Source organism: Streptomyces sp. NPDC058646 (assembly GCF_042716875.1).
Classification (GTDB): domain Bacteria; phylum Actinomycetota; class Actinomycetes; order Streptomycetales; family Streptomycetaceae; genus Streptomyces.
In genome coordinates this window covers 69531-93281 of the sequence record NZ_JBHXRK010000014.1, presented here as the reverse complement: position 1 = coordinate 93281, position 23751 = coordinate 69531, and the positions used below count along the sequence as shown (strand labels likewise).

Below are 23751 nucleotides of genomic sequence, written 5' to 3'. Positions count from 1 at the left end.
TCCGGCCGGCGGCGGTTCCGCCGGCGCCTCCACCCCGCCCGACCAGAAGGCCGAGGTCACCCTGTCCATCGACTGCATGCCGCCCGCGGTCAAGGCGGCCGGGCTGAAGGAGCGGAAGGAGGACGTGGCAGAGTTCATGAAGATGTACCGGAACGTCACGATCCTGGACGTCCTCAGGCGCGAGGGCGGCGGCTCGCCGAAGTGGCCGGCGCCGCCGGGTGCCGTCGTTCGCCCGCCCGGACGGGCTGCTCTGCGTGGTCGACCTGTCGCCGGACCCGGTTCCGCTGCCGGGCCGGGCGGAACTCCTGCTGGGCAGTTCCGCCCCGGAGGGCGCGGGGCTGCTCCCGCAGGACACGGCGGTCCGGCTGCGGACCCGACGCCGCAGCCGGACCGTTCCCCCCGGCGGAGCGCCAGGCACCGGGCGCCGCGGGCGGGGCCTCGGACCGGGTGCGCCCGTCACGGCAGGGGCTGAGGCGGGCGGGGCCCCTGGTACTGCCCGCTCGGCCGCATCCGCAGCGGCCGTTCCTGGTACTCCTCCAGCGCGTGGGCGATCCAGCCCGCGGTCCGGGCCACCGCGAAGACCGTCTCCCCGGCCTCCGCGGGCATCCCGCAGGACACGGTCAGCACCGCCAGCGCCAGGTCCACGTTGGCGTGCAGCCCGCCCTGCCGGGCCATCACCGCGGCCACCCCGCGCGCCGCCGCCAGCGCCGGGCCGGCCTGGGCGAGGCCGTCCAGCCGGGCGAACAGCGCCGTCGCCCGCGGATCCTCGCCCCGGTACAGCCGGTGGCCGAGTCCCGGCACCGGCCTGCCCGCCCGCAGGTGGTCGGCGACCACGGGCGCGGCCCCGCCCCGCTCCAGCACCTCCGCCAGCATCCGGTGGGCGAGCCGCCCGGCCGCGCCGTGCAGGGGCCCCTCCAGCGCGCCGAGCCCGGCCGAGACCGCCGCGTACGGGTGGGCCCGCGCCGAAGCCGCCAGCCGCACGGCCAGGGTCGAGGCCGCCAGGTCGTGGTCGGCCAGCAGGGCCAGCGCCAGATCGAGCACGCGCAGCGCCTGCTCGTCCGGCTCCCGCGGGGTCAGGCGCGACCACAGCTGCCGGGCCAGCAGCCCGTCACCCGGGTCCGCCGGGCCCACCTCGGGCAGGGCGCCGACCAGGGTGGGGATCAGGCAGCGGGCGGAACCGAGGACCGCCCCCTCGGACAGGTCGAAGCGCAGCGGATCCGCCACGGCGGCAGCGGCGACCGCCACCCGGAGCCGGTCGAGCGGACCGCTGTGCGCGGGCAGGGCGGCCACGGCCCGCCGGGCGGCGACCAGGGCCTCGGGGGGAGCGGTGAACCGTGCACCGTGCGGCAGGGTTCCCGTCCACAGCCACTCGGCGACCTCCTCGTACGGGTACCGGGAGGCCAGCTCCACGGCGTCCACGCCCCGGAAGTAGTACCGGTCGGGCTCGATGAGCGTGAGCGAGGTCCGCACCGCGAGGTCCCCGGGGGGCGCCGCCGCCGCCTCGCGCCTGCTCCGCCGGGCCAGTGCCTCCACCTCGGCGGCGTCGAAGCTGCTGCCGCGTCCGACGGCCTCGCGGCGCCTGGTGAGCTGGCCGCGGCTGACGTACGCGTACACGGTCGCCGGCTTCACCCCCAGCAGCCGGGCCGCCTCCTGGGTGCCGATCCGGCGGCCGGCCTCCGTCTGCTCATCCATATCGGACACCTTACAGAGAAGCGTTGAGATTGATTCAATCAATATTGACATCGATTGAATGCATCATGGATGGTCAATCCATGAACACCAGCGTGGAAGTACCCCGCGGACTCGCGGGAGTCGTGGTCACCGAGACCGAACTGGGCGACGTCAGGGGCCGGGAGGGCTTCTACCACTACCGCCAGTACTCGGCCGTCGAGCTCGCCGGCAGCCGCACCTTCGAAGACGTCTGGCACCTGATGTTCCGCGGGGTGCTGCCCGCCGACGCCGCCGGGCGGGCCGCATTCACCGCCGAGACCGCCCCGCTGCGCAGACTGCCCGACGAGGTGCGCGACGCCCTGCCCGCCCTCGCCCGCGCCACCGCCCTCTCCGGTCCCCTCGCGGGCCTGCGCACCGCCCTCTCGCTGCTCGGCGCCTCCGCCGGCTTCCGCCCCGTCTACGACCTCGACCCCGGCCGCCGCGCCCACGACGCGATGGCCGCCTGCGCCGCCGTACCGACCCTGCTCACCGCACTGCACCGGCTGGGGCAGGGGCTGGAGCCGGTCGAGCCTCGCGCGGACCTCCCGTACGCAGCCAATTACCTGTACATGCTGACCGGCGAGGAACCCGACCCGGTCACCTCCCGCGCGGTCGAGCGGTACCTGATCTCCACCGTCGACCACGGATTCAACGCCTCCACCTTCACCGCCCGTGTGATCGCCTCCACCGGTGCCGACGTCGCGGCCTGCCTGACCGGAGCGATCGGCGCGCTCTCCGGCCCTCTGCACGGAGGCGCCCCCAGCCGGGCCCTGGACACCCTCGACGCCATCGGCACCACGGACCGGATCGGGCCCTGGATCCGCGGGCGCGTCCTGGCGGGGGAGCGGATCATGGGCTTCGGGCACCCCGTCTACCGTACGGAGGACCCGCGCTCGCGCATGCTGCGCGACATCGCCCGGCAGTTCGGCGGACCGCTCGTGGACTTCGCGGTGGAGGTCGAGCGCCAGGTCGAGGAGATCCTCGCCGAGCTGAAGCCCGGCCGCGAACTCCACACCAACGTGGAGTTCTACGCGGGGGTGGTCATGGAGCTGTGCGGCATCCCGCGCGCGATGTTCACCCCGACGTTCTGCGCCGCCCGCGTCGTCGGCTGGGGCGCGAACGTCCTCGAACAGGCCGCCGACTCGAAGATCATCCGTCCGGCCGCCCGGTACACCGGCCCGACCCCGCCGCAGCCGGTACCTCCCCTCGGCTGACGGAGGCTGGCTACGATCGACCGGGTGAACAGCAGGCAGCCCATCCCCGTCGTCGTCCTCGCCGGATTCCTCGGATCCGGCAAGACCACCGTGCTCAACCACCTCCTCGGCAACCGGGGAGGCACCCGGATCGGAGTCGTGGTCAACGACTTCGGCGCCATCGAGGTCGACGCGATGTCCGTGGCCGGCCAGGTCGGCGACTCGATGGTCTCCCTCGGCGGCGGCTGCCTGTGCTGCGCGGTCGACGGCAGCGAGCTGGACGCGTACCTGGAGAAGCTCGCCGCCCCCGCCCACCGGATCGACGTGATCGTCATCGAGGCGAGCGGGCTGGCCGAGCCCCAGGAGATGGTGCGCATGCTGATGGCCAGCGAGAACCCGGACGTCCGCTACGGCGGCATGGTGCAGGTCGTGGACGCCGCGGAGTTCGACGCCACCCGGGCCCGGCACCCGGAGACCGACCGCCACCTCGCCGTCGCGGACCTGGTGGTACTCAACAAGACCGACCGGGTGGACGTCGCCGAGCGGGCCCGCATCGAAGCACGGCTCGCGGAGCTCTGCGGCCCCGGCATCCCGGTCGTGGGCACCGAGCACGGGCGGATCGACCCGGAACTGCTCTTCGACCGCCGCCCCTGGACGGAGACCCGAGGCCAGCTCTCCTTCGAGGACCTGCTCGCGCAGGACCAGGACCCGGGGCACGGCCACGGCCCCGGGAACTGCGCCCACGCGCACGCGGCCTACGAGAGCACGGAGTTCGTGTCCGAACAGGCCCTCAGCCCCCGGCGGTTCATCGACTTCCTCGACCGCCGCCCGGCCGGGCTCTACCGGATCAAGGGCTACGTCTACTTCGGCGTCCCCGGGCACCAGGAACGGTACGAGGTCCAGGCGGTCGGCCGGTTCCTCCGCTTCGCCCCGCAGCCCTGGGGGCGGGGCGAAGCCCGCCTGACCCAGCTCGTCCTGATCGGCTCGGGCACCGACCGCCCCGCACTCCTCGCCGAGCTGGAGGCCTGCCGCGAGCCGGCCCCGCAGGAGGCGCGGCCCGAGAGCATGTGGGGCGTCCTGCGGTACGTCGACCGGCCCGCGCAGCGCGACGAGGACGACGAGGCGGCCGCGGACGGGGCCCCGGCGCTCCAGGTGACCGAGCCGTGGGCCCCGGCTCCGGCCAGGGGGAAGGCGGCAACCCCCTGAGGGCACCCCTGAAACCGATCCGGGTGGGTCCTGCCCGTCACCCGTACACCAGAAAGGATCGCGGCATGTCCAGTGACCGCCTCATGCGCATCCACAGCGCCGAGTTCCAGGCCATGGCCGAAAGGGTCCGGCGGGTCACCGAGCTCACCTCCCGCCTGAACGTCCTGCCGTTCGAGGACGAAGCGGGCAAGGCGGAACTGTTCGAACAGATCCTCGGCAAGCCACTGCCGGCGGGAGTCACGATCCATCCGCCCTTCTACACGGACCACGGCCTCCGCCTCGACCTCGCCGAGCGCGTGTTCATCAACCAGAACTGCACCTTCCTGGACTACGCCGGCATCCGGATCGGCGAGCGCGTGATGATCGGTCCGCGGGTCACCTTCATCACCAGCGGCCACCCGGTCGATCCCGAGGACCGGCGGCTCCACCTCACCGGCGCACCGATCGACGTCGCGGAGAACGTGTGGATCGGCGCCGGGGCCACCATCCTGCCCGGCGTCACCATCGGCCGCGATGCCGTGGTCGCCGCCGGTGCGGTCGTGGCCGACGACGTTCCGCCCGCAAGCCTGGTGACCGGGAGCAAGGCGACCGTGCACCGGACGTGGTGACGGCCTCACCGGCGACCCGCCGGGCAGCGGCCACGGCAGCACCGACCCCGCCGGAGGCCCGGCGCCCCACGCCCTTGGACCGCTCGCCTAGGCCACCTCGACGCCGTACTCCCGCAGCAGGTCCTCCAGGCCGCCCCGGTAGCCCTTGCCACCGATCACGAAGTCCCAGTCGCCGTTGGCCCGGCGCCGGAAGGAGCCGAGCACCAGCGCCGTCTCGCCGGCCCGGCCGTCGGAGACCTCCAGCTGCCCGGCCTCCGCGCCGGAGGCGTCCAGGAGGCGGATCCGGGCCTGCGTGAAACCGGCCAGGTCGGCGTGCGGATCGGCCTCCGGGTCGATGGCGGCCACCAGGACCAGGCGGTCGGCCTCGCGCGGCAGGGCCTCGAAGGAGACCTCCAGCGCGGCCTTGTCGGGTGCGGCATGCGGGCGGGCCCGCACCGAACCGTCCGGGGTCCGCGGGTTGTTGTAGAAGACGAAGTGGTCCTCGCTCAGCACCCGGCTGCCCGTGCAGACGAGCGCGCACACGTCCAGCGCCACCGAGCCCGACCAGGACATGCCGAGCACGTTGTGGCCGGCCGCCGGAGCGGGCTCGGGTGCGGCCGCCCGCTGCGCCGGGACACCCGCGCCGGAACCCCCGCCGAGGCGGCCCCGCAGCCCGTACTGGTGCAGCAGCCGGACCAGCTCGACGCCGGGAACCAACTCCAGCGGCTTGCCGTTGGCAAAGGTGTACGACCCGGGCCCGAAGGACGCGGTGGTGACCAGCACCCCCTTGTTCGCCCCCTTGTCCTGGACCGTGCCGTACAGGTCCCGTACCGCCGTGGGCGGCACGGTGTTGCGGTAGCGCTTGACCTGCACCACGATCCGGCCGCCCCGGATCGGGGCCGGGTCCAGCGCCTCCACGTCGACGCCGCCGTCGCCCGACCGCTGGGTGGTCACCGCTTCCATGCCCATGGCCCGGAAGAGCTCCGCCACCAGGTTCTCGAAGGCGATCGGGTCCATCTCGAAGAGGTCCGGCTCCTCCTCGCCGCCGCCCGCGTGCCCGCCGTGGCTGACGACACCGCCCACCTCTCCGGGCCGGCGGCCGGGCCGTACCGCGGCCAGCTGGTCGGGCCGCGCCGCGAGCTGCCCGCGCAGGCCCTCCACCAGGCAGTCCACCGCACTGACCTGCTCCAGCCGCAGCCCGGCGAACGCGGACCGCGCCGCCGACACCGAGGCGAGGACGATCTGCGCCTCCTGCCCCGTCACCGGGTCGTGGTCGTCCACGAAGCCGTTGACCACCACCGAGTCCAGAACGCCGAACTCGTCCGCCGCGTACAGGTCGCGCACCACCAGCAGCACGACCTGCGCCAGCAGGTCCCGGTACAGCGCCCGCCGCTGGGTGACCGGGCGGGCCGTCTCCTTGTCCTGGTCGGTACTCGGCATGTACCGCACCGACTTGACCTCGGGGACGACCTGGAACCCGGGCAGCTGCCAGTCCAGCACCAGCTCGCGCGCCCCCGGGTCGTACGCGGCCGCGACCTGCCGGGGCAGCGATTCGGGCCAGGCGGTGGAGGCGTACAGCGCCGCCGAGAAGTACTCGACCACGGCCTCGGCGTCACCCCCGCGCAGCGCCCCGGCCAGCTCGGTGAGTCCTTCGTTGTGCGCCCGGATCCCGGCGAGCTGCTGCGCCGCCCACCGGTCGTACTGCTGCCGGTACGACGCCAGTTGCTGCTGCCGCCGGGCCTCCGCCGCGTGCGCCGTCTGCCAGGCCTGGGTGTACCGGGCGTGGGCCTCGCGCTCCGCCTGCGCCCGGCGGTTCCCGCCGAAGCCCCAGCCGGAGTCCTGCTGCTGGAACTGCTCGATGCGGGGCATCGGCACCGGATGCGCCAGGTTCCCCGGGGTGAAGGGCTCCAGCTGCTCGGACCTGACCAGCGCGGCCGTACGGAAGGCCGGTGCCCGGCAGCCCGCGGCCAGCAGGCCCTGCAGGGCGGCGACCTCCGCCTCGATCTCTTCGGTGCGCCGCCGGGCCCCGGCCTCGCGGTGCTGGCGGTGGGCGGCCTGCTGCTCGCGCTGGCCCCGGGCCACGTCCCGTTCGTACGCCCGCTGCCGGCGTTCCGCCTCGCGCTGCTGGATCAGCTGCGTCTGCTGCATCCGCCGCTGGGCCTCGGCCCAGTCCCCGATCAATCCACCCGGCCGACGACTCATCAGCTCTGTGTCTCCCCGCCCCACCCGACAGTGCCAAGAGGGGAAACACTAGTCGCCATTCGGGTGGTACGTCCCCCGGACGTACCACCCGAATGGCCACGAACTCCTACAGTGCGCCGCCCGCCAGTGCCGCGACCGACGCGGGCAGCGCCGTCCCCGAGCCGTCACGGCGCGGGTCCACGGCCGGCAGCTCGGCCGGGGCGCCGTTCGCGGCCGCCGCGCGGACCGGCGCGTTCCCCGTCCAGGCCAGCACCAGCACGTCCTCACCCTTGAGGAAGCGCTGGCAGCGCACCCCGCCGGTGGCACGGCCCTTGCGCGGGTACTGGTCGAAGGGGGTCAGCTTCCCGGACTGCACGGAGTCGTCCAGCGTCCCGTGCGAGCCCGCCACCGTGAACACCACCGCGTCCCGCGCCGGGTCCACCGCCGTGAAGTGGATCACCTTGGCGCCGCCGGTGAGCTTGATGCCCGCCATGCCGCCCGCGGGGCGGCCCTGCGGGCGCACCTGGCCCGCCGGGTAGCGCAGCAGCTGGGCGTCGTCGGTGACGAAGACCAGGTCCTCCTCGCCCGTGCGCAGCTCCACGGCGCCGACGATCCGGTCGCCGTCCTTGAGGGTGATGACCTCCAGCTCCTCCTTGTTGGCCGGGTAGTCCGGCACGACGCGCTTGACCACGCCCTGCTCGGTGCCCAGGGCCAGACCCTGGGAGGACTCGTCCAGCGAGGTCAGGCAGACCACCTTCTCGTCCGGCTCCAGCGCGGAGAGGAACTCCGTGACCGGGGCGCCGCCCGCCAGGTTCGGCGCGGCGTGCGTGTCCGGCAGCTGCGGCAGGTCGATCACCGACAGGCGCAGCAGCCGCCCGAGGGAGGTGACCACGCCCACGTCGGCCCGGGCGGTGGCGGCGACCTGCGAGACGACCAGGTCGTGCCGGGCCCGTGCTCCGCCCTCCTCCTCCGGCAGCGGATCGCCGTTCGCGGTGCGGGCCAGCAGGCCGGTCGAGGACAGCAGCACCCGGCACGGGTCGTCCGCGACCTCCAGCGGAACCGCCGCGATCGCGGTGCCCGCCGACTCCAGCAGGACCGTACGACGCTCCGTGCCGAACTTCTTCGCCACCGCCGCCAGTTCCGCGGAGACCAGCTTGCGCAGTTCGCTGTCGGACTCCAGGATCCCGGTCAGTTCGTCGATCTCGCCGGTCAGCCGGTCGCGCTCGGACTCCAGCTCGATCCGGTCGAACTTGGTGAGGCGGCGCAGCGGGGTGTCCAGGATGTACTGGGTCTGGATCTCGCTCAGCGAGAACCGCTCCATCAGCCGGGCCTTGGCCTGCGCCGAGTTCTCGCTGTCCCGGATGAGCCGGATGACCTCGTCGATGTCGATGAGCGCCACCAGCAGGCCCTCGACCAGGTGCAGCCGGTCGCGGCGCTTGGTACGGCGGAACTCGCTGCGCCGGCGGACGACCTCGAAGCGGTGGTCCAGGTAGACCTCCAGGAGCTCCTTGAGACCCAGCGTCAGCGGCTGCCCGTCCACCAGCGCCACGTTGTTGATGCCGAAGGACTCCTCCATCGGCGTCAGCTTGTAGAGCTGCTCCAGGACGGCCTCGGGGTGGAAGCCGTTCTTGATCTCGATGACCAGGCGCAGCCCGTGCGAGCGGTCGGTGAGGTCCTTGACGTCGGCGATGCCCTGGAGCTTCTTCGAGCCGACCAGGTCCTTGATCTTCGCGATGACCTTCTCGGGGCCGACCGTGAAGGGCAGTTCGGTGACGACCAGGCCCTTGCGGCGCGCCGTCACGTTCTCCACGGCCACCGTCGCGCGGATCTTGAAGGTGCCGCGGCCGTTCTCGTACGCGTCCTTGATCCCGGACAGGCCCACGATGCGGCCGCCGGTGGGCAGGTCGGGCCCCGGCACGAAGCGCATCAGCGCTTCCAGGTCCGCGTGCGGGTGGCGGATCAGGTGGCGGGCGGCCGCGATGACCTCGCCGAGGTTGTGCGGGGGCATGTTGGTGGCCATGCCGACGGCGATCCCGGAGGCGCCGTTGACCAGCAGGTTCGGGTACGCCGCGGGCAGGGCGACCGGCTCCCGTTCCTGGCCGTCGTAGTTGGCGGTGAAGTCGACGGTGTCCTCGTCGATCGACTCCGTCATGAGCGACGTGGCGTCGGCCATCCGGCACTCGGTGTAACGCATCGCGGCCGGCGGGTCGTCGTTGCCGAGGGAACCGAAGTTGCCGTGGCCGTCGACCAGCGGGAGCCGCATCGAGAAGGGCTGGGCCATGCGGACGAGGGCGTCGTAGATGGACGCGTCCCCGTGCGGGTGGAGCTTGCCCATGACCTCGCCCACGACGCGGGCGCACTTCACGTAGCCGCGGTCGGGGCGCAGGCCCATCTCGTTCATCTGGTAGACGATGCGCCGGTGCACCGGCTTCATGCCGTCCCGGGCGTCGGGGAGGGCGCGGGAGTAGATCACCGAGTACGCGTACTCGAGGAAGGAGCCCTGCATTTCGTCGACGACGTCGATGTCGAGGATCCTCTCCTCGAAATCCTCCGGCGGCGGGGTCTTCGTGCTGCGGCGGGCCATCGCTGCGCGGCTCCTTAACCAAGAAAGGGATGTGCTGGGGTCTGGCGGTCTTGCGGGTCCGACTGGTCCGGCGGGTCCGGCTGGTCTGGCGGTCCGGCGGGTCCGCCGGGGTGCGGGCGTCCGACCGGGCCGCCGCGGACCACCATTGTGGCCCGAGGCACCGACAACGCGGACTCCGACCCCGGGGGTCCCCCGGACGGAGTCCGGGGGAGTGACCCGGGAACTTATCCGGTGGCCGACGCGCTTGCATACAGTGGCAGGTCTGACAGAAATCTCTGCATCGCGATCGAAGGGACCACATGCCCATGGGTCACACGGCCACAGCTCAGGCCGGCTCCGGCGGCCTGACAGCGACCGAGCACCGGCTGGCCAACGGCCTGCGCGTGGTGCTTTCCGAGGACCACCTGACCCCGGTCGCCGCGGTCTGCCTCTGGTACGACGTCGGCTCGCGCCACGAAGTCAAGGGACGCACCGGCCTGGCTCACCTCTTCGAGCACCTGATGTTCCAGGGCTCGGCGAGCGTACCCGGCAACGGGCACTTCGAGCTGGTCCAGGGTGCGGGCGGCTCCCTCAACGGCACCACCAGCTTCGAGCGCACCAACTACTTCGAGACCATGCCGACCCACCAGCTGGAGCTCGCCCTGTGGCTGGAGGCGGACCGGATGGGCTCGCTGCTGGCCGCCCTGGACGACGAGTCCATGGAGAACCAGCGCGACGTCGTCAAGAACGAGCGCCGCCAGCGGTACGACAACGTCCCGTACGGCACGGCCTTCGAGAAGCTGACCGCCCTGGCGTACCCCGAGGGCCACCCGTACCACCACACCCCGATCGGCTCCATGGCCGACCTGGACGCCGCCTCGCTGGAGGACGCGCGCGCCTTCTTCCGCACGTACTACGCGCCGAACAACGCGGTGCTGTCGGTCGTCGGCGACATCGACCCCGAGCGGACGCTCGCCTGGGTCGAGAAGTACTTCGGCACCATCCCCGCGCACGACGGGAAGCAGCCGCCGCGTGACGGCGGCCTCCCCGAGATCATCGGGGAGCAGCTGCGCGAGGAGATCGTCGAGGAGGTTCCGGCGCGCGCGCTCATGGCCGCCTACCGGCTCCCGCACGACGGCACCCGCGAGTGCGACGCCGCCGACGTGGCGCTGACGATCCTGGGCGGCGGCGAGTCCTCGCTGCTCCACAACCGCCTGGTACGCCGCGACCAGACGGCCGTCGCGGCCGGCTTCGGCATGCTGCGGCTGGCCGGCGCCCCCTCGCTGGGCTGGCTCGACGTCAAGACCTCCAGCGGGGTCGAGATCCCCACCATCGAGGCGGCCGTGGACGAGGAGCTCGCGCGCTTCGCCGCCGAGGGCCCGACGGCCGAGGAGATGGAGCGCGCCCAGGCGCAGCTGGAGCGGGAATGGCTGGACCGGCTCAGCACGGTGGCCGGCCGCGCCGACGAACTGTGCCGCTTCGCGGTGCTGTTCGGTGACCCGCAGCTGGCGCTGACCGCCGTCCAGCGCGTCCTCGACGTCACCGCCGAGGAGGTGCAGGCCGTGGCCGCGGCCCGGCTGCGCCCGGACAACCGGGCGGTGCTCGTGTACGAGCCGCTGGCCGCGACCGGCGAGGACGCCGCAGGGAACGCCGAGCACGCCGAGCACACTGAGAACGAAGGGGCGGAGCAGCAGTGAGCGACACCGCAGCCGTCACGATGACCTTCCACCCCCGGCCGCAGGCGGGCGAGCCTCAGCCGTGGGCCTTCCCGGCGCCCGAGCGCTCGGTGCTGGCCAACGGTCTCACCCTGCTGCGCTGCCACCGGCCCGGCCAGCAGGTGGTGGCCGTGGAGGTCAACCTCGCCGCCCCGCTGGACGCGGAGCCCGAGGGCCTGGACGGCGTGGCCACCATCATGGCCCGCGCGCTGTCCGAGGGCACCGACAAGCACTCCGCCGAGGAGTTCGCCGCCGAGCTGGAGCGCTGCGGTGCCACGCTCGACTCGCACGCCGACCACCCGGGCGTACGGGTCTCCCTGGAGGTTCCGGCGTCCCGGCTGGCGAAGGCGCTCGGCCTGCTCGCCGAGGCGCTGAGCGCGCCGGCCTTCGCCGACGCCGAGGTCGACCGGCTGGTGCGCAACCGGCTGGACGAGATCCCGCACGAGCTGGCCAACCCGCAGCGCCGTGCCGCCAAGCAGCTCTCCAAGGAGCTCTTCCCGGCCTCCCTGCGGATGTCGCGCCCGCGCCAGGGCACCGAGGAGACGGTCGCCCGCATCGACTCGGCGGCCGTACGCGCCTTCTACGAGGCCCACGTACGCCCCGCCACGGCCACCGCGGTGGTCGTGGGCGACCTGACCGGCATCGACCTGGACGCCGTCCTGGGCGACACCCTGGGCGTCTGGACGGGCGACACCGCCGCACCCCTCCCGGTGCCGCCGGTGACCGCCGACGACACCGGCCGCGTGGTCATCGTCGACCGGCCCGGCGCGGTCCAGACGCAGCTGCTGATCGGCCGGATCGGGCCGGACCGGCACGACCGGGTGTGGGCGGCCCAGGTGCTCGGCACGTACTGCCTCGGCGGCACCCTCACCTCCCGCCTGGACAAGGTCCTGCGCGAGGAGAAGGGGTACACCTACGGCGTGCGCTCCTTCGGCCAGGTCCTGCGCTCCACCGCCGACGGCAAGGGCGCCTCGATGCTCGCCATCAGCGGCTCGGTGGACACCCCCAACACGGGCCCGGCGCTGGAGGACCTCTGGAAGGTGCTCCGCACCCTCGCGGAGGGCGGTCTGACCGACGCCGAACGGGACGTGGCGGTGCAGAACTTGGTGGGCGTGGCCCCGCTGAAGTTCGAGACGGCGGCCTCCGTGGCCGGCACCCTCGCCGACCAGGTCGAGCAGGAGCTCCCGGACGACTACCAGGCCCAGTTGTACGCGCGGCTCGCCGAAACCGGCACGGTCGAGGCGACTTCGGCGGTCGTGAACGCCTTCCCGGTGGACCGGCTGGTGACGGTCCTCGTGGGCGACGCGTCGCAGATCGAGGAGCCGGTCCGGGCCCTCGGGATCGGTGAGGTCAGCGTCGTCAGCAACTGACGGATAAGGGAGGGGCTCTGGCGGTTTGTTCGCCAGGGCCCCTTTTGTCCGTTTAGTGGTGAGGTTGCTTGTATGCGGTGTGGCGTACGCAACAAAAAGGCGCGTCTGTTTGGCGATTGACTGATGATCCGCCTAGCGTCGGCCGTGCTGTTCGTCAGTTGTACCCGCCGCACCCGCGGCACCGGACAGCGATCGCCGAGTCCCCGTCAGGCGCGAGCCTGGGGAGCCGGGGACCCACATCAGTCCCTGGGGTGAATCGGACCGCCTCGCAAGAGGAGGCCCGTAGGAGACCTTCCTGCTCCGAACCCGTCAGCTAACCCGGTAGGCGAGAGGGAAGGAAAGGATCAATCCCTTCATGGCGTTTGGCAGTCGTCCCGCCGGTTCCGGTAAGCACCGTGGCTCCAGCCGTCTGAGCCGCAAGACCGCCGGCTACGCCGGTATCGCCGCCCTCGCCACCACGGGTGTCGTCGGCACCCTCGCCGGTCCGGCCTTCGCAGCCGACCACAGCGACAAGTCCGTCCAGGACAACGGCCTCGCCGCCGCGGTCGTGGCCGAGGACCTCGCGGGTGACATCGAGGCCCAGGCCGCATCCCAGCAGCGGGCCGCCGAGCACGCCGCGGCCAAGGCGCAGGCCGAGGCCGATGCCAAGCAGCGCGCCGCCGAAGCCAAGCGCTTCGCGGAGGCCAAGGCGAAGGCCGAGCGCGAGGCGGCCGAGCGCGCCGCCCGCGAGGAGGAGCGCAAGCGCCTCAACACCTTCGTCGCCCCGGTCGGCGGCGGCATCAGCACCCAGTACCACGCCGGCGGCGGCATGTGGTCCTCCGGCAGCCACACCGGCATCGACTTCCGCGCCGCCTCCGGCACCTCGGTCCACGCGGTGGGCCTCGGTACGGTCGTCGAGGCGGGCTGGGGCGGCGCCTACGGCAACAACGTCGTCATCAAGCACAACGACGGCACCTACACCCAGTACGGGCACCTGTCCTCGCTGAACGTCTCCGTCGGCCAGCAGGTGACCCCGGGCCAGCAGATCGGCCTGTCCGGCTCCACCGGCAACTCCAGCGGCCCGCACCTGCACTTCGAGGCCCGCACCGGTGCCGACTACGGCTCGGACATCGACCCGGTCGCGTACCTGCGCTCGCACGGCGTCAACCTCTGACACCCGGCGCCCTCGCGCACTTCCGCTTCACCGAAGACCCCGGCTCCCCGAGCCGGGGTCTTCGTGTCGTACCGCCCCGGTAAATGTTTCGGATTTCCGGCCGCGCTCGGAAAATATCGCGTGTTGCAATAGAGTTGCAGCACGCACATGCGTGTTCCCTGGCGGCGGTCGGAAATAGGCGGAGGTCCGGTCTTGCGTATTCCTGCGCACGCGGTATGCACGGCAATTCGCGACGACATCGTGTCCGGCGTCTTCGAACCGGGAAGCAGGCTGACCGAGGAAGTTCTGGCCCGCCGGTACGGGGTCTCGCGCGTCCCGGTCCGCGAGGCGCTGCGGACCCTGGAGTCCGAGGGGTTCGTGACCACGCGGCGGCACGCCGGAGCCTGCGTGGCCGAGCCGACCGGGCAGGAGGCCGCCGACCTCCTGGAGCTGCGGATGCTGCTCGAACCCCTGGCGGCCGCCCGGGCCGCCCGGCGGCGCACCGAGGCCCACCTCAAGGTGCTGCGCGGGCTGGTCCGGCTGGGCCAGGAGCGGGCCAGGCGGGGCCAGGGGGAGGACCTGCGGTCGCTGGGCGCCTGGTTCCACGAGACGCTCGCCCAGGCCTCCGGCAGCCCCGGGCTGATCGCGCTGCTGACCCAGATGCGGCACAAGATCGCGTGGATGTACGTGGTGGGGACCCCGGAGCGGCCCGTGGAGTCCTGGGCGGAGCACGGCGCGATCGTCGACGCGGTGGCCCGCGGGGACGCGGAGCGGGCCAGGGCGCTGACCGCCGTCCATGCCGACCGGGCGGCCGCGGTGCACCGGCTGCGGCCGCGGGCCGCAGTGAGCACTTCGCAACCTGCCGTAAACATGTCGAGCGGCCGGCATTAACAGGGGCCGTATACAAAGGCCTGGTATCCGGCCTGTGAATTCGCTGCGCGGTGGCGGAATCATGGCTGCATGGAAATGCTGCCCGGAATTCCGCGCGGAGTCTTTTCCTGGCCGATTGCGCCTGCGACCTGATGGTGCGGGGCGGGCTTTCCTGCGCCCGCATTTCCGCACGCCCGGGATCTCCGCCGGACCGGGGGGAGCGGACCTTCCGTACGGCTCACGGGTCGACGGCGCCGGCGGGAGCGGCCCGGCGAACGCTCCGCCCGCGGGCCACCGGCTGCAACGGCCGGTCGGGCCCCGGGGTGCTGCCGCCGCGGGCGGGCACGGATTGGGGAGAGAGGGGCGCGTGGGGCACCGGGTTGCTCCGGCAGCGGCCGGTGTCGGCCGGGTGGGCGGATGCGACGGTGCCCGGGAGGCGTTCCAGCGGGCCGGGTCGCACGGGCCGGGTCGATCGCTGCGAAGGCCGGACGGGCCCGAGGCGAAATACTCGTGCGGGGTGCGGGGTGCGGGGTGCGGGCCAGTCAGCCGTCCGCGCGGGCTGGGCCGCGGCTCACGGGTCGCTCCCTGCGGACGGGCCCCGGCGGGCCGGGGCGGGGAACGGAGAAGCCGTGGCCCTCCGGTTGCCCGGGGAGCCACGGCTTCTGCGAACCCGAAGGGGTCAGACGGTCTCGGGGAGCTCCTCGAGCCCCTCGGCGACCAGCTTCGCGAGGCGGTCCAGCGCGGCCTCCGCACCCTCGGCCTCGGAGGCGAGGACGATCTCCTCGCCACCCTGGGCACCCAGGCCCAGGACCGCCAGCATGGAAGCGGCGTTGACGGGGTCGCCACCGGCCTTGGCGATGGTCACCGGGACGCCGGAAGCGGTCGTCGCGCGGACGAAGATCGAGGCGGGACGAGCGTGCAGGCCCTCGGCCCAGCCGACGTTGACGCGGCGCTCTGCCATGGTGATGCCCTTCAGGTTCTTACGGTTGTCTAGACCAGTCTCTCACGACGCCCCGAATGCTCCGACCGACCTTCGGCCCGGATCCGCTGCCGTTCGACCTTCCCCAGCTTGCACTGGTTTGCGCGGGCCTGCCCGATGCGCCGCGCCAGGGTCATCCGGCCCGGGAACCGCCTAAGGTGGCCCCATGACCACCGAGTCGGACCCCTCGTACCCGGCCCACTGGGAAGCGGACGTCGTCCTGCGCGACGGCGGAACGGCCCGGATCAGGCCCATCACCGCCGCGGACGCCGGCCGGCTGGTCAGCTTCTACGAGCAGGTCTCCGACGAGTCGAAGTACTACCGCTTCTTCGCCCCCTACCCGCGGCTCTCCGACCGCGACGTGCACCGCTTCACGCACCACGACTTCGTGGACCGGGTCGGACTCGCCGCGACGATCGGCGGCGAGTTCATCGGCACCGTCCGCTACGACCGGATCGGCTCCGACGGCCGGCCCGCCACCGCCCCCTCCGACGAGGCCGAGGTGGCCTTCCTCGTCCAGGACGCCCACCAGGGCCGCGGGGTCGCCTCGGCCCTCCTCGAACACATCGGCGCGGTGGCCCGGGAACGGGGCATCCGCCGGTTCGCCGCGGAGGTGCTGCCCGCCAACAACAAGATGATCAAGGTCTTCACGGACGCCGGCTACCAGCAGAAGCGCAGCTTCGAGGACGGCTCCGTCCGCCTCACCCTCGACCTCGAACCCACCGCCGAGTCCCTCGCCGTCCAGCGCGCCCGCGAGCAGCGGGCCGAGGCCCGATCGGTCCAGCGGCTGCTGGCGCCCGGTTCCGTGGCGGTGGTCGGAGTCAGCCGCTCCGGCGCGGGCCTCGGCGCCGCGACCCTGCGCAACCTGCGCGACAGCGGCTTCCACGGCCACCTGTACGCCGTGAACGAGGCGGTCGAGGCCGACCTGCTCGACGGCGTACGGGCGTACCGCGCGCTCGGGGACATCGGCGCCCCCGTCGACCTCGCGGTGCTCACGGTCCCGGCGGACCGGGTCCCCGAGGCGGTCGCGGCCTGCGGCGAGCACGGGGTGCAGGGGCTCGTGGTGCTGTCCGCCGGATACGGGGAGTCCGGCCCGGCCGGACTCGCCCGCCAGCGCGAACTCGTGCGGCAGGTGCGCTCGTACGGGATGCGCCTCATCGGCCCGAACGCCTACGGGGTCATCAACACCGCCCCGGAAGTGGAACTCAACGCCTCCCTCACGCCCTCACCGATGCCGCTGCACGGCCGGATCGGGCTGTTCACGCAGTCCGGGGCCATCGGGATCGCCCTGCTCTCCGCGCTGCTGCGCCGCGGCGAGGGGCTGTCCTCCTTCGTCTCGGCCGGCAACCGGGCCGACGTCTCCGGGAACGACATCCTCCAGTACTGGTACGAGGACGAGGCGACGGACGTCGCGCTGCTCTACCTGGAAACCCTCGGCAACCCGAGGAAGTTCACCCGCCTCGCCCGCCGCACGGCCGCCGTGAAGCCGGTGGTCGTCGCCAAGGGCGGCCGCCACACCCCGGCCGGGCACGTCGTCCCCGGCACCCGGCTGCCGGAGGCCACCGTCTCCGCCCTGCTGGGGCAGGCGGGCGTGATCCGGGTCGACACGGTCACGGAGCTGGTGGACGTCGGCCTGCTGCTCGCCTCGCAGCCGTTGCCCGCGGGCCCCCGCATCGCGATCCTCGGCAACTCGGAGTCCCTCGGGGTCCTCACCTACGACGCCTGCCTGACCCAGGGCCTGCGGCCGATGCCGCCCCTGGACCTGACGACCGCGGCCACGCCCGAGGACTTCCGCGACGCGCTCGCCGGGGCCCTGGCGTCCCCCGCCAACGACGCGGTCGTCGTCACGGCGATCCCGTGGGTCAGCGAGCACGAGCTCGCCGACGACCTCGCCGAAGCCCTCCGGGAGGCGGTGGCCGCACATCCCGGCAAGCCGGTGGCGGTGGTCCACGTCGAGCTGGGCGCCCTGGCCGACGCCCTCTCCGCGGCGACCGCCTCCGCCCCGGCCGCGGCGCCGGACCCCGCCCCGGCCGCGGCGCCGGACCCCGCCCCGGCCGCGGCGCCGGACCCCGCCACGCCGCCGTCCGGGCCGCAGCCGCAGGGTCCCACCGCGCCGGCAGCGGAACCGGCGGAGCGGCCGCCGGCGCCCGTGCCGTCCGCGCCGTCCGTGCCGTCACAGGGGGCCCGGATCCCCGCCTACCCCGCCGCCGAGCGCGCCGTGAAGGCCGTCGCGGAGGCCGTGCGGTACGGGCAGTGGCGGCGGGCCAACGCCGAGGCCGGCCATGTCCCGGAGTACGAGGACATCGACGAGGCCGGGGCCGGTGCCCAGCTGGCCCGGCTGCTGGCCGACGTCGACGGGGAAGCCGTGCTGACCCTGGGCGACTTCGACGCCCACACCCTCCTCGGCCGGTACGGGATCCACGTCCTGCCCACCCTGCCCGCGCTCTCGTCCGACGCCGCCGCCCGGGCCGCGCGCGCCCTGGGCTACCCCGTGGTGCTCAAGACCACCGCCCCGCACCTGCGCCACCGCGCCGACCTGGGCGGCGTACGCCTCGACCTGACGACCGAGGCCGAGCTGAGGCGCTCGTACGAGGAGCTCACCGAGGCGCTGGGCAAGCCCACCGAGATCCAGCCGGTGGTGCAGGCCATGGTGCCGCGCGGGGTCGACACCGTGCTCCGGTCCGTGATCGACCCGGCCGCCGGAGCCGTCCTCTCCTTCGGGCTCGCCGGGGTCGCCTCCGAACTGCTGGGCGACACCGCGCACCGCCTCGTCCCCGCCACCGACCGCGACGCCGCCGGACTGGTCCGCTCCATCCGCACCGCCCCCCTCCTCTTCGGCTGGCGCGGCAGCGACCCCGTGGACACCCCGGCCCTGGAGGAGCTCCTGCTGCGCCTGTCCCGGCTCGTGGACGACCACCCCGAGGTGATCGGCGTCTGTCTGGAGCCGGTCGTCGTCGCCACGGAGGGCCTCTCCGTGCTCGGCGCGACGGTCCGGGTCGCCCACCCGCCGGCCCGCAGCGACCTCGGGCCGCGCACGCTTCCCAGCTATTAGGGGATGTCAAGTTCCGACTGTGCGTCCACGCGGCGGCCGGGGTGTGCCGTGCGGGCCTTAGGATGGACCTCATGGCGAAATCCGGTACGACGACCCAGGGGCTGCGCACGGCGATCGAGCGCAGCGGCTACTACCCGGCCCTCGTGGCCGAGGCCGTGGAGGCCGCGGTGGGCGGCGAGCCGATCTCGTCGTACCTGGTCCACCAGGAGACGACCTTCGATTCCAACGAGGTGCGCCGCCACGTCACCGTGCTGGTCCTGACCGGCAACCGGTTCATCGTCTCCCACACCGACGAGCAGGCCGCCGACGCGGGCTCCCCGTCCCCGTACGCGACCACCTCCACCGAGTCGGTCAAGCTGTCCAGCATCTCCTCGGTGGTGCTCAGCCGCGTCGTCGCCAACCCGGAGTCCTACACCCCCGGCACCCTGCCCCGCGAGGTCGTCCTGACCATCGGCTGGGGAGCGGTCTCCCGGATCGACCTGGAGCCCGCCGCCTGCGGCGACCCGAACTGTGACTCCGACCACGGTTACACCGGCAACTCCACCGCCGACGACCTGAGCCTGCGGGTCAGCGAGGCCGGGGACGGTCCGGAGACGGTGCGCCAGACCCTGGTCTTCGCGCAGGCCCTCTCCGAGGCGACGGCGGCCAGCTCTGCCCCCTCCGCCCGCTGATGGCGTACCCCGCGGCGCAGAACTGGCAGGACGAGCCGGAGCAGCTGGACCTCGCCACCGCTCCCGTTCCCGCGTACGGGGCGGGCTCGCTGGCCGACCTGCTGCCGACCCTCGTGGCGGGGCAGGGCGTCCCTGGGTTCACCGCCTCCATCACCGAGCTGACCCCGGCCGACCGGAACTGCGTCTTCCTGGTCGACGGCATGGGCTGGGAGCAGATCAAGGCCCACCCGGACGAGGCCCCGTACCTGACCTCCCTGCTCGCGAGTTCGCGCGGCGGCACCGGGCGTCCGATCACCGCCGGCTTCCCGGCGACCACCGCCACCTCGCTGGCCTCCGTCGGCACCGGCCTCCCGCCGGCCCGCCACGGCCTGCCCGGCTACGCCGTGCGCAATCCGGCCTCCGGCGAACTGATGAACCAGCTCCGCTGGCATCCGTGGACCCCGCCGAAGGCCTGGCAGCCGTACCCGACCGTCTTCCAGCTGGCCGACAAGGCGGGGGTGGCGACCGCGCAGGTGTCCTCGCCCGCCTTCCAGACCACCCCGCTCACCAAGGTCGCGCTGAGCGGCGGCACCTTCCTGGGCCGGATGACCGGCGAGGAGCGGATGGACCTCGCCGCCGAGCGGCTCGCGGCCGGTGACCGCTCCCTCGTGTACACGTACTACAGCGAGCTCGACGGAGCCGGACACCGCCACGGGGTGGACTCCGACGCCTGGCGCGGCCAGCTCATGTACGTCGACCGGCTCGTGCAGCGGCTCGCCGAGCAGCTGCCGCCGCGCACCGCGCTGTACGTGACCGCGGACCACGGCATGGTGGACGTCCCCTTCGACGAGGACTCCCGCATCGACTACGACGAGGACTGGGAACTCGGCGCGGGCGTGGCCCTGCTGGGCGGCGAAGGCCGGGCCCGGCACGTGTACGCGGTCCCGGGTGCCGAGGCCGACGTGCTGACCGTGTGGCGCGAGGTGCTGGGCGACCGCTTCTGGATCGCGAGCCGCGAAGAGGCTCTGGAACTGGGCTGGTTCGGCGCGCCGGGGGACTGCGACGAGCGCGTCCTCGGCCGGATCGGCGACGTGGTCGCCGCCGCCCAGGCCGATGTCGCCATCACCGCCTCGCGCAACGAGCCCAACGAGTCCGCCCTCGTCGGCATGCACGGCTCGATGACCGCGGCCGAGCAGCTGGTCCCGCTGCTCGAAGTCCGCTCCTGACCGACTCTCCCTGCCCACCCCTGCCCCCCCTCGCCCACGGCCCGAAAGGTCTCGTACTTCCCATGCCCGAGCTGGTGTTCTTCTCCGGAACGATGGACTGCGGAAAGAGCACACTGGCGCTCCAGATCGCCCACAACCGCGACGCGCGGGGGCTCCAGGGTGTGATCTTCACGCGGGACGACCGGGCGGGTGAGGGGAAGCTGTCCTCCCGGCTCGGGCTGGTCACCGAGGCGGTCGAGGCGCCGGAGGGCATGGACCTGTACGCGTACCTGGTCGCCCAGCTGTCCAAGGGCGGCAAGGCGGACTACGTGATCGTGGACGAGGCCCAGTTCCTCGCGCCGGAGCAGATCGACCAGTTGGCGCGCATCGTGGACGACCTCGGCCTGGACGTCTTCGCCTTCGGGATCACCACGGACTTCCGTACGAAGCTCTTCCCGGGCTCGCAGCGGCTGATCGAGCTGGCGGACCGGCTGGAGCAGCTCCAGGTCGAGGCGCTGTGCTGGTGCGGCGCCCGCGCCACCCACAACGCCCGCACGGTGGGCGGCGAAATGGTGGTGGAGGGCGCCCAGGTGGTGGTCGGTGACGTGAACCGCCCGGCGGAGGAGATCGGCTACGAGGTCCTGTGCCGCCGCCACCACCGCAAGCGCATGACCTCGGCCGCGGCCCACGCCGGAGCCCTCTCCCCGGACGTCCTCCCGGTCAACCACGCCTGACCGTCCTCCTCGGCGCGAGCACACCCTCATCTGCTGCCGCAGATACACCCGGGATGACTGCTAGCAGCGTGCCGCGATACCCCGGGCAGCCAGGATCTCCAGGGAGCCGGGGATCATGTGCTCCAGCGCCCGCCCGCCGGTGAAGAGCTTGAGGTTCGCCAGCAGGTCCAGGTCTTCGAGGGAGCGGACGTCGAAGAGGTCGTCCTCGCCGTCCCAGACCGGGGCGCACTCCATGAAGACCCGGTGCCCGCCGTCGAAGGTCAGCTCGTCCACGGTAGCGAGCAGATCCGCGGGGATCTCCAGCTCCTGGAAGTACGCGCGGGCCTCGTCGAGGACGGTGTACTCCAAGTCGTTGTCCTCGACGTAGGTGTCGAGGTCATCGACGCCAAGTGCCCGCATGTGCTCCCTCAGGCTGAACACGGGCTTCAGCGTCTCGTCCCAGTACATGAGCTTCTCGATGACGAGGAGCTTGAAGTTGAAGTCACGGAAGAACGGCATGGGCCACGTATATCAACAGCGACTGACATCCTGGCCGCAGCGTCTCCCGCCCATGACGGTGAACGGCTCCGCGGCGCCCCCGCTTTGAAAGCCGCCGGTCCAGGAGATCATCACGCGGAACCGTACGCGCATCGCCGTCGCCGGCGGCGGGCGGGCGGTTCAGGCGCGGCGGTGGACCGAGGCCAGCAGGGCCTGCGCCGAGGCGAGGCCGCAGGTGTCGCGCTCGCCCGAGGCCAGGCTGTGGGTGATCTCGGCGAGCAGGACGGCGAGCCGGCCGTCGTTCGTCCGCGTCAGCGGCTCGGAGCCTTCCCAGATCGCGTCGCGTACGGAGTGCTCGGTGAGGCAGCCGACGGCGGTCGAGGCGGTCAGCAGCTGACGGGTGATGCTCCGCTCCAGGTCGGTGGGGACCCAGGCACCGGTGTCGAGGTCCTTGGCGAGGTCGAGGGTGCGCTCGCGCAGGGAGGTGGGCGTCATGGCGTGCTCCGTAGGGTGTGGGGCGGCCGGGAGGGGCCGGATGCGGCTCATGAGGTGGGCAGGACCGGCAGCAGGGCCCGGGGGTGGCCCCGCTGCCGGAGCGGGTGGGCGCCGGCCCGGATCAGCGGGGCTGGCGCGCGCGGTGGACGAGGGGACGGATCGGCGTGATCCGGGTGGCCATGCCGGGAGGGGGCAGGTCCCGCAGGATCAGGGAGTGGGCGCGGATGCGGTTCCCGCTCGACACCGTGATCGGCCCGAGCAGGGAGGCGCCGACACCGATCAGGACGTCGTCGCCCACGACCGGATGCCGGCGCGCGGTGGGGTCGCCGTTGTGGGACCAGCCGCGGGAGCCGAGGGTGACGCCGTGGTAGAGCGTCACGTCGTCGCCGACCCGGGCGGTCTCGCCGATGACCACGCCGAAGCCGTGGTCGATGAACAGCCGCCGGCCGATGCGCGCCCCCGGGTGGATCTCCATGCCCGAGAGCAGCCGGCCCACGAGGGTCAGCAGGCCGGCGGCGAACCGGTGGCCACCCGTGTGGAGGCGGTGGGCGGCCCGGTGGAGGACCAGCCCGTGCCAGGGCGAGTGCAGGAAGGCCTCACGCCGGCGCGGACGGGAGGGGTCACGGGCCACGACCGCGTCCAGGTCCTCGCGGATCTGACGCAGGAGGGAGATCGGCTTCCGGTCCGCGGTCACGGCTGCTCCAGCCGGTTGATGCGGTACATCGTGCGCTGGAACAGGTCGTGCGCCGTCAGCGCCGGGTAGCGGTCGGGTTCGCCGCCGGCGGTGCAGGACCGCAGCGGGGCGAGGACCGTCCACGGGGTGGGGTGGCAGAACTGTACGAGGGAGAGCCGGCCCCCCTCCTGGTCCGGTGAGGCGACGACGCGGTGCAGCGCGGCCCGGGCCAGACCGCCGGTGAGGCGCTCCAGGACCATGCCGACGTTGAGGACGGCGTACCCCTCGGGGACCACGACCGGGGTCCACTCGCCGTCCATCCGTACTTCGAGGCCGGCGGCGGTGGCCCGGGGCAGGGCGGTGATCAGGTCGAAGTCCTGGTGTTCGACCATCCAGATGTGGTCGGCGGAGGGTGCCTGCGCCATGGGCGGGTACCAGGTGGCGCGGTTGACGACGGGGCCGTCCGTCAGCATCTCCTCGAAGTAGCCGGGCGTCGCACCGAGGGCCCCGGCCAGCCGGCGTACGACGGCGAGCTGGAACCGGGCGGTCCGGGCGTGCAGTTCACCGAGGGTGTCGCTCATGCCGGGGACCAGGTGGTCGGGGAAGTAGGGCTGCGGGTAGCGGGCGGGGTAGCGCTCGCGCAGCGGATGGGCGGCGGGCAGGGGGGCACCCCAGTGGAAGAGTTCCTTCCAGTCCGGGGCACGTCCCTTCTCGCCCTTTTCCACCAGGGGCGGGAGGTACCCGGACTGGCCGTTGGTACCGGGGATCCGGCAGTCGGCCTTGACGCCGGCGGGCAGCTCGAAGAACGCGCCGAGCTGTGCGTACGCCTCGTCCAGCAGGCTGTCCGGAACGGTGTTGCGGACCAGGAAGAAGCCGTCGCGCAGGGCGGCGCGGATGTGCTTGTCGTCGCCCTTGGCTTCGAGTTCGATCTCCTTGAGCACGGTCCGGGTCTCCTCTCG

Annotated in this window: 19 protein-coding genes and 1 riboswitch; of the genes, 11 read left to right on the top strand and 8 right to left on the bottom strand. The window is 73.0% G+C overall.

The genetic code is table 11. The features are described 5' to 3' along the window. Positions 1-456: 456 nt before the first annotated feature. Positions 457-1692 (bottom strand): citrate/2-methylcitrate synthase, encoded by a 1236-nt coding sequence (locus ACFWUZ_RS18845; protein ID WP_384373564.1) that lies wholly within the window; start codon positions 1690-1692, stop codon positions 457-459. A 65-nt stretch (positions 1693-1757) separates the two neighbouring features. Here ACFWUZ_RS18845 and ACFWUZ_RS18840 point away from each other — a divergent pair, with 65 nt between their 5' ends. The 3 genes from ACFWUZ_RS18840 to ACFWUZ_RS18830 all read left to right on the top strand — a co-directional run bounded on the left by ACFWUZ_RS18840 (position 1758) and on the right by ACFWUZ_RS18830 (position 4717). Continuing rightward, entirely contained in the window at positions 1758-2924 is a 1167-nt protein-coding gene (locus ACFWUZ_RS18840; protein WP_384373561.1) for a citrate synthase/methylcitrate synthase, read from the top strand. A 24-nt stretch (positions 2925-2948) separates the two neighbouring features. Next, positions 2949-4109, top strand: a complete 1161-nt coding sequence (locus ACFWUZ_RS18835) for a CobW family GTP-binding protein (RefSeq protein ID WP_384373558.1) — start codon at positions 2949-2951, stop codon at positions 4107-4109. Between the two features lie 65 nt (positions 4110-4174). After that, positions 4175-4717: a DapH/DapD/GlmU-related protein gene (locus ACFWUZ_RS18830; protein ID WP_384373555.1), complete on the top strand. Its 543-nt coding sequence runs from the start codon at positions 4175-4177 to the stop codon at positions 4715-4717. A gap of 87 nt (positions 4718-4804) precedes the next feature. On the opposite strand, the gene ACFWUZ_RS18825 is transcribed toward ACFWUZ_RS18830, so the two are convergent. Then, on the bottom strand, positions 4805-6898 hold the full coding sequence (locus ACFWUZ_RS18825) for a restriction endonuclease (protein WP_384373552.1): 2094 nt from the start codon (positions 6896-6898) through the stop codon (positions 4805-4807). Positions 6899-7004: 106 nt separating this feature from the next. After that, positions 7005-9461 (bottom strand): DNA topoisomerase (ATP-hydrolyzing) subunit A, encoded by a 2457-nt coding sequence (locus ACFWUZ_RS18820; RefSeq protein WP_384373549.1) that lies wholly within the window; start codon positions 9459-9461, stop codon positions 7005-7007. A gap of 305 nt (positions 9462-9766) precedes the next feature. On the opposite strand from ACFWUZ_RS18820, the gene ACFWUZ_RS18815 reads away from it, so the two are divergent. From ACFWUZ_RS18815 to ACFWUZ_RS18800, 4 genes are all read left to right on the top strand, one after another. Then, positions 9767-11137 (top strand): M16 family metallopeptidase, encoded by a 1371-nt coding sequence (locus ACFWUZ_RS18815; protein WP_384373546.1) that lies wholly within the window; start codon positions 9767-9769, stop codon positions 11135-11137. A 20-nt stretch (positions 11138-11157) separates the two neighbouring features. Further along, positions 11158-12525, top strand: a complete 1368-nt coding sequence (locus ACFWUZ_RS18810; RefSeq protein ID WP_384373797.1) for a M16 family metallopeptidase — start codon at positions 11158-11160, stop codon at positions 12523-12525. A 183-nt stretch (positions 12526-12708) separates the two neighbouring features. Continuing rightward, a riboswitch (cyclic di-AMP (ydaO/yuaA leader) is annotated at positions 12709-12868 on the top strand. Positions 12869-12880: 12 nt separating this feature from the next. After that, positions 12881-13678 carry a M23 family metallopeptidase gene (locus ACFWUZ_RS18805; protein ID WP_384373543.1) on the top strand — a complete coding sequence of 266 codons (798 nt, stop codon included), beginning with the start codon at positions 12881-12883 and terminating at the stop codon, positions 13676-13678. Positions 13679-13870: 192 nt separating this feature from the next. Next, complete coding sequence (locus tag ACFWUZ_RS18800) at positions 13871-14548, top strand: GntR family transcriptional regulator (RefSeq protein WP_384373540.1); 678 nt, start codon at positions 13871-13873, stop codon at positions 14546-14548. A gap of 658 nt (positions 14549-15206) precedes the next feature. Here the strand turns inward: ACFWUZ_RS18800 and ACFWUZ_RS18795 are convergent. After that, positions 15207-15488 (bottom strand): HPr family phosphocarrier protein, encoded by a 282-nt coding sequence (locus tag ACFWUZ_RS18795; protein ID WP_079430157.1) that lies wholly within the window; start codon positions 15486-15488, stop codon positions 15207-15209. A 184-nt stretch (positions 15489-15672) separates the two neighbouring features. Between ACFWUZ_RS18795 and ACFWUZ_RS18790 the strand changes: the two genes are divergently transcribed. The 4 genes from ACFWUZ_RS18790 to ACFWUZ_RS18775 all read left to right on the top strand — a co-directional run bounded on the left by ACFWUZ_RS18790 (position 15673) and on the right by ACFWUZ_RS18775 (position 21147). Further along, a complete protein-coding gene (locus ACFWUZ_RS18790) occupies positions 15673-18558 on the top strand; it encodes a GNAT family N-acetyltransferase (RefSeq protein WP_384373537.1) in 2886 nt (961 codons plus the stop codon). 71 nt (positions 18559-18629) lie between these two features. Next, entirely contained in the window at positions 18630-19229 is a 600-nt protein-coding gene (locus tag ACFWUZ_RS18785; RefSeq protein WP_384373534.1) for a DUF5998 family protein, read from the top strand. Then, a complete protein-coding gene (locus tag ACFWUZ_RS18780; RefSeq protein ID WP_384373531.1) occupies positions 19229-20434 on the top strand; it encodes an alkaline phosphatase family protein in 1206 nt (401 codons plus the stop codon). Before ACFWUZ_RS18785 ends, ACFWUZ_RS18780 begins: the two co-directional genes overlap by 1 nt. Positions 20435-20496: 62 nt before the next feature. Then, positions 20497-21147 (top strand): thymidine kinase, encoded by a 651-nt coding sequence (locus tag ACFWUZ_RS18775; RefSeq protein ID WP_330298993.1) that lies wholly within the window; start codon positions 20497-20499, stop codon positions 21145-21147. A 60-nt stretch (positions 21148-21207) separates the two neighbouring features. Here the strand turns inward: ACFWUZ_RS18775 and ACFWUZ_RS18770 are convergent, their stop codons facing one another. From ACFWUZ_RS18770 to ACFWUZ_RS18755, 4 genes are all read right to left on the bottom strand, one after another. Continuing rightward, positions 21208-21645, bottom strand: coding sequence for a DUF6892 domain-containing protein (locus tag ACFWUZ_RS18770; protein ID WP_384373528.1), 438 nt, complete (start codon positions 21643-21645; stop codon positions 21208-21210). A gap of 159 nt (positions 21646-21804) precedes the next feature. Then, a complete protein-coding gene (locus ACFWUZ_RS18765) occupies positions 21805-22119 on the bottom strand; it encodes a hypothetical protein (RefSeq protein ID WP_384373525.1) in 315 nt (104 codons plus the stop codon). 121 nt (positions 22120-22240) lie between these two features. After that, a complete protein-coding gene (locus tag ACFWUZ_RS18760) occupies positions 22241-22813 on the bottom strand; it encodes a serine O-acetyltransferase (protein ID WP_384373522.1) in 573 nt (190 codons plus the stop codon). Further along, a complete protein-coding gene (locus tag ACFWUZ_RS18755) occupies positions 22810-23733 on the bottom strand; it encodes an isopenicillin N synthase family dioxygenase (RefSeq protein ID WP_384373519.1) in 924 nt (307 codons plus the stop codon). The genes ACFWUZ_RS18760 and ACFWUZ_RS18755 overlap by 4 nt, the downstream gene beginning before the upstream one ends. Positions 23734-23751: the final 18 nt, after the last annotated feature.